The organism is Paenibacillus sabuli (assembly GCF_014705605.1).
Classification (GTDB): Bacteria; Bacillota; Bacilli; order Paenibacillales; family Paenibacillaceae; genus Paenibacillus_D; species Paenibacillus_D sabuli.
In genome coordinates, this window is sequence record NZ_JACXIZ010000024.1 from 82291 (window position 1) to 96009 (window position 13719).

Below are 13719 nucleotides of genomic sequence, written 5' to 3' on the forward strand. Positions count from 1 at the left end.
CCATGGATCATTTAGTGCTCGAAGTCGGCTTGGCGATCTTGCTCCTGGCACTTGTGGGCTTGCTTTCGGCCAAGCTGCGTTTTTCCGTCATTCCGTTCTACATTCTGATTGGCATGGCTGTCGGACCGCATGCGCCCAAGCTTGGCGTATTCGATTTTCGCTTCATCGAAAGCGGGCCGTTTATTGAATTTCTGGGAAGAATCGGTGTTTTATTTTTGCTCTTCTATCTGGGACTTGAATTTTCGGTGGGAAGGCTGATCAAGTCCGGACGGTCGATTGCGGTCGGCGGCACGATTTACATTGCGATCAACTTTACGCTGGGGCTCGCCTATGGCTTCCTGACGGGCTTTCCGCTCAATGAAGTGCTGATCATGGCCGGCATCACGACCATCTCCTCCAGTGCAATCGTCGCCAAGGTGCTGATCGACCTGAAGCGCACGGCCAATCCCGAGACCGAGATGATCCTCGGCATTATTATGTTCGAGGACGTGTTCCTCGCCGTCTACATCTCCATCCTCTCGGGGCTGGTGCTCAGCGGCGCGACCTCGCTCGGCGGCGTTCTGCTTTCGGCCTTGTACGCGCTCGGCTTCATGCTACTGTTCCTGATTATCGGCCGCAGAGTCGTTCCCTTGCTGAACAAGGCGCTCAATATTCGGTCCAACGAGTTATTTCTGCTGGTCATCTTCGGCTTTTTGTTCCTCGTGGCCGGCTTTTCCGAGACGATTCACGTGGCCGAGGCAATAGGCGCGCTGCTCGTCGGGCTCGTGCTGGCGGAGACCGAGCACATGAAGCGAATTGAGCATCTGATCCTGCCGTTCCGGGATTTCTTCGGCGCCTTGTTTTTCTTCAGCTTCGGCTTGACCATCGTGCCCTCGGAGCTGGGCGGTGCGGTGTGGTTGTCGCTCGGCGCCGTCGTCATTACGCTGATCGGCAATTTTGCGGCAGGCATGCTGGCCGGCCGGGCAGCCGGACTGTCGGCCAAGGCCTCCTCGAATATCGGGCTCACGATCGTCTCGCGCGGCGAGTTCTCGATCATCATGGCCAATCTGGGCAAGGCGGGCGGACTGCTCGCCATCATTCAGCCCTTCGCCGCGCTGTACGTGCTCATCCTGGCGATCCTCGGACCGCTGCTTACGAAGGAATCCAAGCATGTGTTCAACGCCTTGAACAAAGTATTCAAGCTGGATCGACGCGACCGCCGCAAGCGCCGGCAGCCGGTCCCATCGGACAATTCCTGATTTCACGGCGGGCGCTGCGCGCGCGGCGTCAAAAGGCACCGAAAGGAGGGGCGCAGGTGATGCGCATACTGACCGTTAAGCGCGGAGAGCTGAAGCAAGCGGGGCGGGATGAGCTCAAAAAACCCGAAACCGGCGGTACGGCGCGCACTTTGGTCGTGCTGCTCGGGTCGCTCATGGCGGCCATCGGTCTGGAGCTGTTCCTCTTGCCCAATCAACTGATTGCGGGCGGCGTCGCGGGCGTCTCGATTTTATTTTCCCATATGACGGAGATGCGCCTTGGCCTCTTTTTATTTCTGCTGAACCTGCCGTTTGTCTTCTGGGGCGCGGCCTCGCTCGTCCGCGCGTTCTCGGCGCTGGCGGCATCCGGTCTGCTGCTGTTCTCCGTCACAGCGCTGCTGCTGCACTCGGTCCCGCCGCTGGTCGTCCATCCGCTGCTGGCCTCCGTGCTCGGCGGCACGCTGATGGGGACCGGGATCGGTATCGTCATTCGGTACGGCGGGTATTTGGACGGTACGATCGGCGTGCCCCGGCGTCCCGACGGGACGCCGCTGCGCAGCGGCCGCTGGATGATGCTGTTCAACTGCGCGGTGCTGCTGCTCGCCGGCTTCCTGTTCGGGGTCGATCAGGCGCTATATTCCATTATTGCCTATTATCTGGCTTATCGCTGCGTACAGGCCGCTGCCAATGGGTTTGTGCGCACCAAAACCATTTGGGTTATCAGTGACAAGTATGATATGCTAGTGCAAGTGCTAAGCGCTCGGCTGCAACGCCGGCCGACGATCCTGCGCGGGTCCGACGCTGCGACCGGGGAGCCGTTGCAAGTGATCGTCTGTATTGTCGCCCGCCGCGAAGAACGACTCGTGCGGGAATTGGTCACCGGAGCGGACCGTCAAGCATGGATCGGAGCTGCTCCCAAATATGGATCTCGCGGGCGCATTCCACGTTAATTTTTATCCTACTTGGGAGGGGCAGGCTTTGAATATTCGTGAAACGGATTTACCGGGAATCGGCCGAAAGTATTTGCTGGACACGCGGGGAGGCGATCGTCTTGTCGTCGTGATCCACGATGACGGACGGCGCGAAATGTTCCATTTCGCCTATGACGATCCCGATGAGAGCGTATCAATGATCTCGATGGACGACGACGAAGCCCGCACGATCGCCAGCATTGTCGGCGGTATGACGTACAAGCCGAAGGCGCTGGAGACGATCGAGGTGGCGCTCGACGACCTGACCATCGAATGGTATAAAATCGAGGTGAATTTCCGTTGCGTCGGTCATACGATCGGCGAGATGGACATTCGGCAAAAAACCGGCGCGACCTTATTGGCCGTCGTCGAGGATGAATTCAAGCAAATCAACCCGGGGCCGGAATACCGCTTCAAGCCGGATTCGACCCTGGTGGTGGCGGGCGAGCGGCAGCATCTCAAGCAGCTCAAAAAGCTGCTGCAGGCCGGCACCCTGGACGACTAGACGGAAAAGCACACAGACCCGCATCTCACTATGGGATGCGGGTCTGTCGTGCCGTCGCGCCCCGATGTCGTGCCGTCGCTGCCCGATGTCGGGACGCAACGGCACCAGATTGCGGCGGACAAATAAAATCGTATATGGGGAGTGGAAAAGCATGAATGAAAACCAGCGTGCAGCAACGGCGGGACCGGCGACGATGCAGGCGGCCGTCCTGACGGCGCCGACCCGGATCGAAATCCAGGCGCGCCCGGTGCCCGAGGCGACGGGACGCGACGTGCTCGTCAAGGTTATGGCCGTCGGCATCTGCGGCTCGGATATTCACTATTATGAGCACGGTCGGATCGGTCCGTATGTCGTGAAGGGACCGATCATACTCGGTCACGAATGTGCCGGCGTCGTCGTCGCGGTCGGCGAGCAGGTGAGGACGCTGCAGCCCGGCGACCGCGTGGCGGTCGAGCCCGGCGTGACGTGCGGCTACTGCGCATTTTGCAAGGAAGGGCGCTACAACCTCTGTCCGGAGGTGCAATTCCTGGCGACGCCGCCGTACGACGGCGCCTTCGTGCAATACATCAAGCATCGCGAAGACTTCCTGTATCGCATCCCGGATACGATGTCGTACGAGACGGCGGCGCTGTGCGAGCCGTTCTCCGTCGGCGTGCACGCGGTGCGCCGGGCCCGTCTGCAGCCCGGGGAGACGGTAGCGATTATCGGCATGGGGCCGGTCGGCCTGATGGCGGTCGTCGCGGCGCGCGCCTTTGGCGCCGGGCGGATCGTCGTCAGCGACCGCGAGCCGCTGCGTCTGGAGGCGGCGCTGCGGCTCGGAGCGGATGCGGCGGTGGACGCGTCTGCCGCCGATGGACTTGCGCAGCTCCGGGGCGGGGCCGACGGCAGCGGTGTCCATGTCGCGCTGGAGACGGCCGGGCATCCCGCCGCACTGCAGACGGCGCTTGGCAGTCTGCGCCGCGGCGGACGCCTGGCGATCGTCGGCCTGCCGCCGCAGGACGAGATTCCGCTCAACGTGCCGTTCATCGCCGACAACGAAGCGGACATTTACGGCGTGTTCCGATACGCCAACACGTACCCGCAGGGCCTGGCGCTGCTGGCTGCGGGCCTGGCGGATACGGACGGCGTCATGATCACGGACCGCTATCCGCTCGAGCAGGCGCAGCAAGCGATGGAGCGCGCCCGCACCAACAAGTCGGGCTCGCTCAAGGTCGTTGTTTATCCGAACGGACCCGTCTGAACAACCGAGCCCTTCGGATGCGGCGAGCAGGTGCGGGAGTCGGGGCGCTGTCAAGCAGCGAATCGTGTGGCGAGCAGGTATGGGAGTAGAGTCGCCGTCATGCGGCGAATCGTGTGGGCGTCCGGTCGTTTTGGCAAAGAACAGGGGAGCGGGTTTAGGCTTGAATCGGCTCTAATGGACAAGGGAGCCGCTTAGCGCCATTTTTTGGCTTCCTTTGGCGCGTAACGGACAAGAGCGCCGCTTAGCGGGATTCATGGCTCTCTAAAGTGGCTCAATCTCCTGCTAAGCGTCGCTGATGACCGTTACAGTCGGGCTCGCGTCGAATTTGGGCGCTAAGCGTCTCTGGTGTCCGTTACAGCTACTGCCTTCTAGGTTTCATAATTTTGTGACATCTGCCCGGCATTTCGCCTTGCGAAGCAGCCGGGTTTTGTCTATTCTAGTAGGAGAAGCGTCTAGGGAGGCAAGTCATGCAAAAAACGCGTAATTTTACACCGGCCATCGCCGTATTTTCCATTATATTGATCGGGATTATCGCACTGTTGTTCTTTTTGCCCGGGCACGACGGGGAGCTTGGCTTTGACGTCACGATTTTTCCACTGCTCAACGCCATTTTTAACTTGTTCACTTTCAGCTTTCTGGTGATTGCGTTGCTGGCGGTCAAGCGCCGCAACATTCCGCTGCATCGCAACTTCATTATGGCCGCGTTTGTGTCGACGTTTTTCTTTCTTGTCTCCTACGTTACGTATCACTACCTGACGGAGCCGACGCTGTTCGGCGGGCCTGACTGGCTGCGCTATATTTATTATTTCGTGCTGATCTCGCATGTGATGATGGCGATCGTCAATGTCCCGCTGGCGCTGATCTCAATCGCGCACGGCTTCAATATGAAGATCGAGAAGCATCGTCGAATCGCCCGGTGGACGATGCCGGTCTGGCTGTACGTCAGCAGCACGGGCGTCATCGTGTACCTGTTGATTAGCCCGTATTATTAAGGAATCGCATGATGCAGGCATGAGCGCTGCATGCAAGGCGAGACTGGCCACGTCTTCTTTTGAAGGCGTGGCTTTTTCGCTCTATTGCGGTGTCGCCGACCAGCCTCGGACGCGATAACGTTACTTTTTCGCTCTATTGCCGACTCGGCTCGTCCTCCTCCGTCTCGAAGCGTCGACGCAGGCGGGCCGGTCCCAGCGGCTAGCTGCGCCGTCGGATGTCGGAGGGAGCGGCGTGGTTGTAGCGCTTGTAAGCGCGGCTGAAGTAAGAAAGATCGCCAAAGCCGGTCGCCAGCGCGATCTCGGTAATGCTCAGGTCGCTGTTGCGCAGCAGATGGTCCGCCTCCAGCAGGCGGGTACGGGTGATGTAGTCCGACACGGTGCGCCCGGTAAGCTCCTTGAACAGCCGGCTGAAGTGATAGCGGCTCAGTCCCGCGAGTCCCGCCAGCGTCTCGATGGAGATCGTGTCGGCATAGTGCGCCTCGATATGGCCAAAGACCGGCGCAAAGCGCTCCAGATTGCGGAGCCGCTGCCGCGACTGCGATTCGGTCAGCCACGTCGCGACATAGCCGCGCAGCAACTGCGCGAACAGGCGGTACAGCAAGGACTTGACGGACAGCTCATAGCCGTACGGTCGATCCTGCAGCTCGCGCGCCAGTGCCGTCACCGTCTCGTGCAGCGCCTCGTCCGCGGCGATATGGTTGCGGAACAGGATCTGATTGTGTGCGACCGGGGCCAGGTACTTGGTCTGCGCGGCATCGAGGCTGCGGCTCTGGAGCAGCTCGAGATCGACGATCAGCACCTCATAGCGCAGGTCCTCGGACAGACAGACGCCGTGATGCAGATCGTTGCTGTTGATGGCGACGATATCGCCTGCGCGGACGTGGCAGGGCTTCGAATTGCACTCGATGCGCGCCTCGCCGGTGACGAAGCGCAGCAGCTCGAAGTGCCGGTGCCAGTGCGGCGGGAATAAGGTAACGCCTTGACCGCTGAACCGGGTATGGTGGAGCTTCACGGGAAACTGCGGGTCGGGCATGCTCATCTCCTCGCGCAGCGAGACGGGCTGGCGCGTCATGGAATTCACCTCAATATCGCATAATCGTACAAATTGTCAGCACACGCATACAAGGAATCGCGCGCGATACATACTATAATACAATAGAAACGTGTCAAAGTGTGAGCAAGGGAGGAAAAGCAAAATGAAATTGGGCGTAAGCACATATAGCCTGTACAAGGCCATCGCTGCCGGCGAGCTGTCGCCGGTGCAGGTCGTCGAGGAAATCGCCGCAATGGGCGGCGAGCACGTAGAGGTGGTGCCGATCGGCTTCTCGCTGACGGAGCGGCCCGAGCTGATCGGTCAGATTCGCGACAAGGCGCAGGAGCTGGGACTGGAGGTCTCGAATTACGCGATCGGCGCGAACTTCTACACCGAGACGGAGGAGGCGCGGCAGCAGGAGATCGAGCGCGTCAAGGGCGAGGTCGAGATTGCCAGGCAGCTGGGCGTGAAGCTGATGCGCCACGATGTCGCAAGCGCGCCCGATACGTCGATCCAGGCATTCAACGCGCGGCTGGACAAGCTGGCCGACGCTTGCCGCCAAGTCGCGGACTATGCCGCCGAGGCGGGCATTACGACGAGCGTGGAGAACCACGGCTACTTCGTGCAGGCGAGCGACCGCGTGCAGGCGCTTGTAGCGGCGACGGATCGCGCGAACTTCAAGACGACGCTCGATATCGGCAACTTCATGGTCGTCGACGAAGATTCGGTGGCGGCCGTCAAGAAGAACATCGGCATCGCCTCCATGGTGCATATCAAGGACTTCTATCTGCGTCCGGGCAGCCGCGGGCTCGGCGAGGGCTGGTTCAAGACGGCCAGCGGCAACGCGCTGCGCGGCGCCATCGCCGGCCATGGAGATATCGATATGCACGAGGTGCTGCGTACGATCAAGCACGCGGGATACGACGGCTATCTCTCGATCGAATTCGAGGGCATGGAGGAATGCAAGCTCGGCGCGCGTCTGGCGCTGGAGAACGTGAAGCGGATCTGGGACGAGGTGTGATTTTACATTTCGCTTACACTGCGATGTGCTGCCGTTGACTTAGCTGCCCTATGATAGAGGTATAGGTCATTAGGGGAGTGATGCGGAGTGTCAACCGGGACGAAAGTACGGCCTGAGACGCAGACAACAGCGCGGTCGGCGAGCGCGACGAGCACGGCTGCTCGTCAGCTGCGAGAGACGCCGGAAGCGATTGTGGGGGAGTTCGTGCGGCGCGCACAGGCCGTCGCGCCGGCGTGCAGATGCAGAGAAGCGGCGCGGCTATTCGAGCGTCAGGAGGGCGGCGAGTGTCTCGTCGTGTGCAGCGACGACGGCCGCCCGCTCGGCCTGATCATGCGGGACAAGTTCGCCCGCGCCCTGAGCCGCCGCTACGGAGCGGAGCTGTACGATACGCGATCCGTGACGAGACTGATGGACGCCTCGCCGCTCCTCATCGATATCGGCGACGCGGCCCAATCGCTGATCGATCGCGCCCTCGGCCGCTCGGAGGAGACGCTCTATGACTGCGTCGTCGTGACGGAGGCTGAGCGCTATGCGGGCGTGCTGACGGTAGCCGATCTGCTCGGCATCTCCAGGCTGCTGCAGCGGCAGGCGGCGGCCGCGCAGATGCGGACGATCCGCGGCACACAAGCCATGCTGCAGCAGATCGATCGATCGGTCGCAGAGGCCAGAGCCTCGACCGAGCAGGGTGAGCGGCTCTCGGAGACGATGGTCGAGCTGACGCTGCAGGGCAAAAACGAACTGGACAAGGTCGGCGAGGCGTTCGGCCGGATGGTGGCGCGCACCGACAGGCAGGATGGGCAGACTCGAGACCTGCAGGCGCGCGCGAGCGCCATCGGCAGCGTGACCGGCTTGATCCGCGAGCTGGCGGAGCAGTCGGGCCTGCTGGCGGTCAATGCGGCGATCGAGGCGGCGCGTGCGGGCGAGCATGGCAGAGGCTTCGCGGTCGTCGCCGACGAGGTGCGCAAGCTCGCGGCGCAAACGAAGCGCTCCGCCGACGAGATCCGGCACTCGATCAGCGCGATCCTGGAAGCGGTGGAAGGCACGGCCGAGCTCGTCCGGCACGGACGCGAGGAGACGTTGGCAGCCGAGACGCATATTCAGGAGGCCAGTTCGCTATTCGGCAAGCTGTTCCACGCCGCCGCAGACAATCGCGTCAGCAGCGAGCAGATCGCCAGGTCCTCCGGCGACGCCTACACGAATACCGGACAAGTCAAGCTGGAGATCGAGCGGCTGCTGACCGAGCTGCAGCGCGCCGAGTCCCGGCGCGAGGAGTCCGCAAGCTGAAGAAAGGTTCGACAAGCTTTAAAAAATCAAAATAGCTTGAATTAGCTCAAAATAGCTTGAATTAGCTCAAAATATTTTGAATTAGCTCGAATTATCTAGAACTAGCTCAAAATAGCTCGAATATCTCAAAATAGCCTAAAGCCCTCAAGCCCGCTATAACGTCGGGATTGAGGGCTTTTTTTGAACTAATGAAGAGAGAGGCTGTCGAGTTAGGAGCTGGACAAGAGATAAGCGCAAAATGTGAGCTTACAGGGCGGAATCTGCATGAGCGGCGGAAATAAGCGCAAAATGTGAGCTTACAGGGCGGAATCTGCATGAGCGGCGGAAATAAGCGCAAAATGTGAGCTTACAGGGCGGAATCTGCATGAGCGGCGGAAATAAGCGCAAAATGTGAGCTTACAGGGCGAGATCTGCATGAGCGGCGGAAATAAGCGCAAAATGTGAGCTTATAGGGCGGAATCTGCATCAGCGGCGGAAATAAGCGCAAAATGTGAGCTTACAGGGCGCAATCTGCATAAGCGGCGGAAATAAGCGCAAAATGTGAGCTTACAGGGCGGAATCTGCATGAGCGGGGGAAATAAGCGCAAAATGTGAGCTTATAGGGCGGAATCTGCATCAGCGGCGGAAATAAGCGCAAAATGTGAGCTTACAGGGCGAGATCTGCATGAGCGGCGGAAATAAGCGCAAAATGTGATCTTACTGGATGGAATCTGCATGAGCGGCGGAAATAAGCGCAAAATGTGAGCTTACAGGGCGGAATCTGCATGAGCGGTGGAAATAAGCGCAAAATGTGAGCTTACAGGGCGGAATCTGCATGAGCGGCGGAAATAAGCGCAAAATGTGAGCTTACAGGGCGGAATCTGCATGAGCGGGGGAAATAAGCGCAAAATGTGAGCTTACAGGGCGCAATCTGCATAAGCGGCGGAAATAAGCGCAAAATGTGAGCTTACAGGGCGGAATCTGCATGAGCGGGGGAAATAAGCGCAAAATGTGAGCCTACAGGGCGAGATCTGCATCAGCGGTGGAAATAAGCGCAAAATGTGAGCTTACAGGGCGGAATCTGCATGAGCGGCGGAAATAAGCGCAAAATGTGAGCTTACAGGGCGGAATCTGCATGAGCGGCGGAAATAAGCGCAAAATGTGAGCTTACAGGGCGAGATCTGCATGAGCGGCGGAAATAAGCGCAAAATGTGAGCTTACAGGGCGGAATCTGCATGAGCGGGGGAAATAAGCGCAAAATGTGAGCCTACAGGGCGAGATCTGCATCAGCGGCGGAAATAAGCAGCACGCATCACAATGGGTGCGATCAGAGGCCCGACGCAGCCCCGGCGCGCACGATGCCGCTCGCCACAGGACGGGCTCGCTGTGCCGCCTTAAATTCATAGAAAGTATAGGATTTCCCGTATACTTGTCTAGATTTTTCGGAACGAAACGGACTCGACCGAGAATGACGGCCTCGCAGAAACGGACTCGACCGAAAAAGATGGTCTCGCCGTTTCGCCTTAGGCCATCCACGAGGCGATGCGGGCGAGCTGCTCGCCGGTGCCGGGCGCAGCGCGCCAAGCGGCCTCGAGACGCCAGCGCTGCGTGCAGTCCGGCAGCGGCAGCCGGCCGAAGCGGGCATCGCCCTCGCCGAGCAACGCCTCCGGCACGATCGCCGCGCAGCCGAGCTGCAGCGCGGCCTGCAGCGTCAGCTCGAGCGTCGCGAACGATGCCCGCACCGCGAGCGGCTCGCTCAGCTGCCCCTCCCAGTCGCGCACGATGCGCGCCACCGACGGCGCTCCATAGCGCACGACCGCCAGGCCGGCCAGCTCGGCTGCCGCTGCGGGGGGCGCTGCAGCCAGCGGTTGATCGGCCGGCACTGCCAAGGTCAGCGGCGACTCGACCAGCCGCAGCCGGTGCTGCGCCTCGGCGGTGGCCGACTCTGCAGGGGCGACGCCATATACGATCAGATCGAGCCGCCCCTGCTGCTGCGCCGGCAGCAGCTCCTCCTCCGCGCCCGACTCGACGGCGAGCAGCAGCGCTTCCTCCGGCGCGCAGCGCTGCAGCCAGTCCGAGCCGGCGAGCCAGACCGCAGCCGCATCCGTGAGACCGATCGCCACACGCTGGCGCCCGCTGTCGCGAAGCGCTACGACCTTTTCCTCCGCTTCTTCATAGAGCGCGACGATCGAGGCGGCATACGGCAGCAACGCCCGTCCGGCCTCGGTCAGCACGATGCGCCCCGGCCGCGCTGCGAACAGCTTCACGCCCCATTCCTGCTCCATTTTCTTCATATGCACACTGATGGTCGGCTGCTTCATCTGCAGCGCCTGCGCCACCGCAGTCACCTGATGGAGACGGTCGATCAGGACCAGAATGCGCAGTTTTAATAATCGCATAACAGATTCGCCGCTCCTTCTGTCTGAGTATAGTTATTATCTATAAATATAACACCATTATTCGTGATGTCTATACATATTTAGCGCGTAATTTACATAAAGAAAACATCCCATTAATCCCCGCCTTCTAGAATAGGACATGTAAACAAAAATATGTGGATGAGGAAGGGGAAACCAAGCAATGAAGAAGGCAGCAATCGTCATGATGGCCTTGGTCCTCACGTTCGTACTGGCGGCGTGCGGTCAAAGCAACAACAACGGAACCAATAACGGAGGCAACGGGGGCAACACGACAAATAACGCGACGCAGGGCAGCGGCAATGCTGGCGGCAACGCGGAGAACGAAGGCAATGCAGGGGCGAACGAAGGCAACGCAGCAAGCGAGCTGAGCGGCTCGATCATCGCGTCCGGCTCCTCGGCGCTGCAGCCGCTCGTCGACCAGGCGTCCAGGAAGTTCATGGATGAGAACCCCGGCGTCACGATTCAAGTACAAGGCGGAGGCAGCGGTACGGGCCTGGCGCAAGTATCCGAAAAACAAGTCGACATCGGCAACTCCGACGTATACGCCGAGGAGAAGCTGGATGCCGACAAAGCGGCCGAGCTGGTCGACCATCAAGTCGCAGTCGTGGCGATGGCGGCTGTCGTCAATCCGGAAGTGACGGTAGACAACCTGACGAAGCAGCAATTGATCGACATCTTCAGCGGCAATGTGACGAACTGGAGCGAAGTCGGCGGACAGGATCAAGCGATCCAGATCGTCAACCGCCCGTCCAGCTCCGGCACCCGCGCCACCTTCGAGACCTACGCGCTGGGCATGAAGACCGAGGATCTGCAAGGCTCGATCCAAGAGGATTCCTCCGGTACGGTGCGCAAGCTAGTCGGCGAGACGCCGGGCGCAATCGGCTACCTGGCGCTGTCCTACCTCGACGATTCGGTCAAGACGCTGCAATACGACGGCGTAGACGCGACCGAGGAAAACGTCGCAAACGGCACGTATCCGATCTGGGCGTACGAGCACATGTACACGAACGGCGAACCGAACGAAGTCGTAGCCGCATTCCTCGAATTCATGATGAGCCCGGACGTGCAGGAGGACGACGTCGTCGAACTGGGCTATATTCCTTCGAGCTTGATGCAAATCGAGCGCGATCAAGGCGGTAACGTAACCGAAAAATAAACGCGAAGCAACGTGATGCAGCGTGACGAATGATTCTACGCGAGCAAGGGGCAGATAATCTGCCTCTTGTTGGCAGTTTCAAGAGGGAGAGGTCTATGGCTCAGTCAACAAAAGTCCAGCAACCAAAACCGCATATCGCCGAAGAATGGGTCGGGCGCGTATATACCGGAATATGTATCTTCATTTTGATTGTGGCCATTTTTTCGATGGTTTATTTCGTCGCCTCGCGCGGCTTGCGGACCTTCATCGGGGACGGCGTCAATCCGCTCGAGCTGTTGACCGGCTTGAAATGGAACCCCGGCGGCGAGCCGGCGCTGTTCGGCGCGCTGCCGTTCATTTTCGGCTCGTTCAGCACTTCGATCCTGGCGGCGCTCATCGCCGGTCCGCTCGGCTTTTGCGCCGCCGTCTTCATGGTCGAGATCATGCCGGGCTTCGGCCGCAAGTTCCTGCAGCCGGTCATCGAGCTGCTGGCCGGCATTCCGTCGGTCGTCTACGGCTTCGTCGGCCTGAGCGTCATCGTGCCGCTGTTCCGGGACATCTTCCCTGGGCAGGGCATCGGGATCGCAGCGGGCGCGCTCGTGCTGTCCGTCATGATCCTGCCGACGATCACGACGATCGCCACCGACGCGCTCGCCGCGTTGCCGTCCGGACTCAAGGAGGGCTCTTATGCGCTCGGCGCTACCCGCTGGCAGACGATCTATCGCATCGTGCTGCCGACGATGCTGCCGGCGCTGCTGACCGGCATCGTGCTCGGCATCGCCCGCGCCTTCGGCGAGGCGCTGGCCGTGCAGATGGTCATCGGCAATGCGCCGCATATTCCGCGCTCGCTGTTCGAGTCGACCTCGACGCTGACCAGCGCGATCACGCAGAGCATGGGCAATACGGTGATGGGCTCGGCGCACAACAACGCGCTCTGGTCGCTCGCGCTGATCCTGATGCTGATGACGTTCGTCTTCGTCTTCATCGTGCGCTGGCTTGAGGGGAGGTCCAAAATATGAATGCCAAATTGGCGGACCGCATCGCTACGGCGATCATCGTCGCGGTCTCGGGCTTCATCGTGCTGCTGCTGGCCGGTCTGCTCGGGTATATCATGGTGCGCGGGCTCGGTCATTTCAGCTACGACTTCCTGACTTCGCCGCCGGAGACGATCCGCGCCGGCGGCGGCATTGGACCGCAGCTGTTCAATTCAATCTTTTTGCTCGTCTTGACGATGCTCATCACGATCCCGCTCGGGCTCGGCGCGGGGATCTATATGAGCGAATACGCCCGTCCGGGCAAGTTCACCGATTTTATCCGACTGCTCGTGGAAGTGCTGTCCTCGTTCCCGTCCATCGTCGTCGGCCTGTTCGGCCTGCTGGTGCTGGTCAATGCATTTGACCTGGGCTTCTCGCTGCTCGCCGGCGCGCTGGCGCTCACCGTCTTCAACCTGCCGCTCATGGTGCGGATCACCGAGCAGGGGCTGAAGAGCGTGCCGCGGGAGCAAAAAGAAGCGGGACTGGCGCTGGGCCTGTCCAAGTGGAAGACGATCCGCTCGATCATGCTGCCGGTGGCGATCCCGGTCATCCTGACCGGGACGATCCTGGCCGCCGGGCGCGTGTTCGGCGAGGCCGCAGCCCTGCTGTTCACGGCGGGGATGAGCTCGCCGCGGCTGGACTTCACCGACTGGAATCCGCTCAGCCCGTTCTCGCCGCTCAATCCGATGCGTCCGGCCGAGACGCTGGCGGTGCATATCTGGAAGGTCAATGCGGAGGGGCTGGCGCCCGACGCGGCGGAGATCGCGGCCGGCGCATCCGCGGTGCTCGTGCTGACGGTGCTGCTGTTCAATCTCGCGGCCCGCTGGCTGGGCCGGTTCATGTACCGCAAGTTCACCGCGACCAAGTGAT

The 13719-nt window shown here is 60.6% G+C and carries 12 protein-coding genes; 10 read left to right on the plus strand and 2 right to left on the minus strand.

Annotated features, from left to right (window positions below; all coding sequences use genetic code 11):
* Positions 1–2 precede the first annotated feature (2 nt).
* From IDH44_RS14890 to IDH44_RS14910, 5 genes are all read left to right on the plus strand, one after another.
* Positions 3–1238, plus strand: coding sequence for a cation:proton antiporter (locus IDH44_RS14890; protein ID WP_190918956.1), 1236 nt, complete (start codon positions 3–5; stop codon positions 1236–1238).
* 59 nt (positions 1239–1297) lie between these two features.
* A complete protein-coding gene (locus tag IDH44_RS14895) occupies positions 1298–2185 on the plus strand; it encodes a YitT family protein (RefSeq protein WP_223869702.1) in 888 nt (295 codons plus the stop codon).
* A gap of 28 nt (positions 2186–2213) precedes the next feature.
* The gene (locus IDH44_RS14900; protein ID WP_190918960.1) at positions 2214–2711 is read left to right on the plus strand and encodes a cation:proton antiporter regulatory subunit; all 498 of its coding nucleotides are present in this window, start codon (positions 2214–2216) and stop codon (positions 2709–2711) included.
* Positions 2712–2862: 151 nt separating this feature from the next.
* Complete coding sequence (locus IDH44_RS14905; protein WP_223869693.1) at positions 2863–3951, plus strand: NAD(P)-dependent alcohol dehydrogenase; 1089 nt, start codon at positions 2863–2865, stop codon at positions 3949–3951.
* 467 nt (positions 3952–4418) lie between these two features.
* Positions 4419–4943 carry a DUF420 domain-containing protein gene (locus IDH44_RS14910; RefSeq protein ID WP_190918962.1) on the plus strand — a complete coding sequence of 175 codons (525 nt, stop codon included), beginning with the start codon at positions 4419–4421 and terminating at the stop codon, positions 4941–4943.
* 199 nt (positions 4944–5142) lie between these two features.
* On the opposite strand, the gene IDH44_RS14915 is transcribed toward IDH44_RS14910, so the two are convergent.
* Entirely contained in the window at positions 5143–6015 is an 873-nt protein-coding gene (locus IDH44_RS14915; protein WP_190918964.1) for an AraC family transcriptional regulator, read from the minus strand.
* A 124-nt stretch (positions 6016–6139) separates the two neighbouring features.
* Between IDH44_RS14915 and IDH44_RS14920 the strand changes: the two genes are divergently transcribed.
* Both IDH44_RS14920 and IDH44_RS27205 read left to right on the plus strand, forming a co-directional pair.
* The gene (locus IDH44_RS14920; protein ID WP_190918966.1) at positions 6140–6997 is read left to right on the plus strand and encodes a sugar phosphate isomerase/epimerase family protein; all 858 of its coding nucleotides are present in this window, start codon (positions 6140–6142) and stop codon (positions 6995–6997) included.
* An 87-nt stretch (positions 6998–7084) separates the two neighbouring features.
* Positions 7085–8281 (plus strand): methyl-accepting chemotaxis protein, encoded by a 1197-nt coding sequence (locus IDH44_RS27205; protein ID WP_317890191.1) that lies wholly within the window; start codon positions 7085–7087, stop codon positions 8279–8281.
* A 1502-nt stretch (positions 8282–9783) separates the two neighbouring features.
* On the opposite strand, the gene IDH44_RS14930 is transcribed toward IDH44_RS27205, so the two are convergent.
* Positions 9784–10659 carry a LysR family transcriptional regulator gene (locus IDH44_RS14930; RefSeq protein WP_190918968.1) on the minus strand — a complete coding sequence of 292 codons (876 nt, stop codon included), beginning with the start codon at positions 10657–10659 and terminating at the stop codon, positions 9784–9786.
* A 181-nt stretch (positions 10660–10840) separates the two neighbouring features.
* Here IDH44_RS14930 and IDH44_RS14935 point away from each other — a divergent pair, with 181 nt between their 5' ends.
* The 3 genes from IDH44_RS14935 to pstA all read left to right on the plus strand — a co-directional run bounded on the left by IDH44_RS14935 (position 10841) and on the right by pstA (position 13718).
* On the plus strand, positions 10841–11836 hold the full coding sequence (locus IDH44_RS14935) for a phosphate ABC transporter substrate-binding protein (protein WP_190918970.1): 996 nt from the start codon (positions 10841–10843) through the stop codon (positions 11834–11836).
* 95 nt (positions 11837–11931) lie between these two features.
* The gene (gene pstC, locus IDH44_RS14940; protein ID WP_190918971.1) at positions 11932–12834 is read left to right on the plus strand and encodes a phosphate ABC transporter permease subunit PstC; all 903 of its coding nucleotides are present in this window, start codon (positions 11932–11934) and stop codon (positions 12832–12834) included.
* A complete protein-coding gene (gene pstA, locus IDH44_RS14945; protein ID WP_190918973.1) occupies positions 12831–13718 on the plus strand; it encodes a phosphate ABC transporter permease PstA in 888 nt (295 codons plus the stop codon). The genes pstC and pstA overlap by 4 nt, the downstream gene beginning before the upstream one ends.
* The last annotated feature ends 1 nt before the right edge of the window (position 13719 follow it).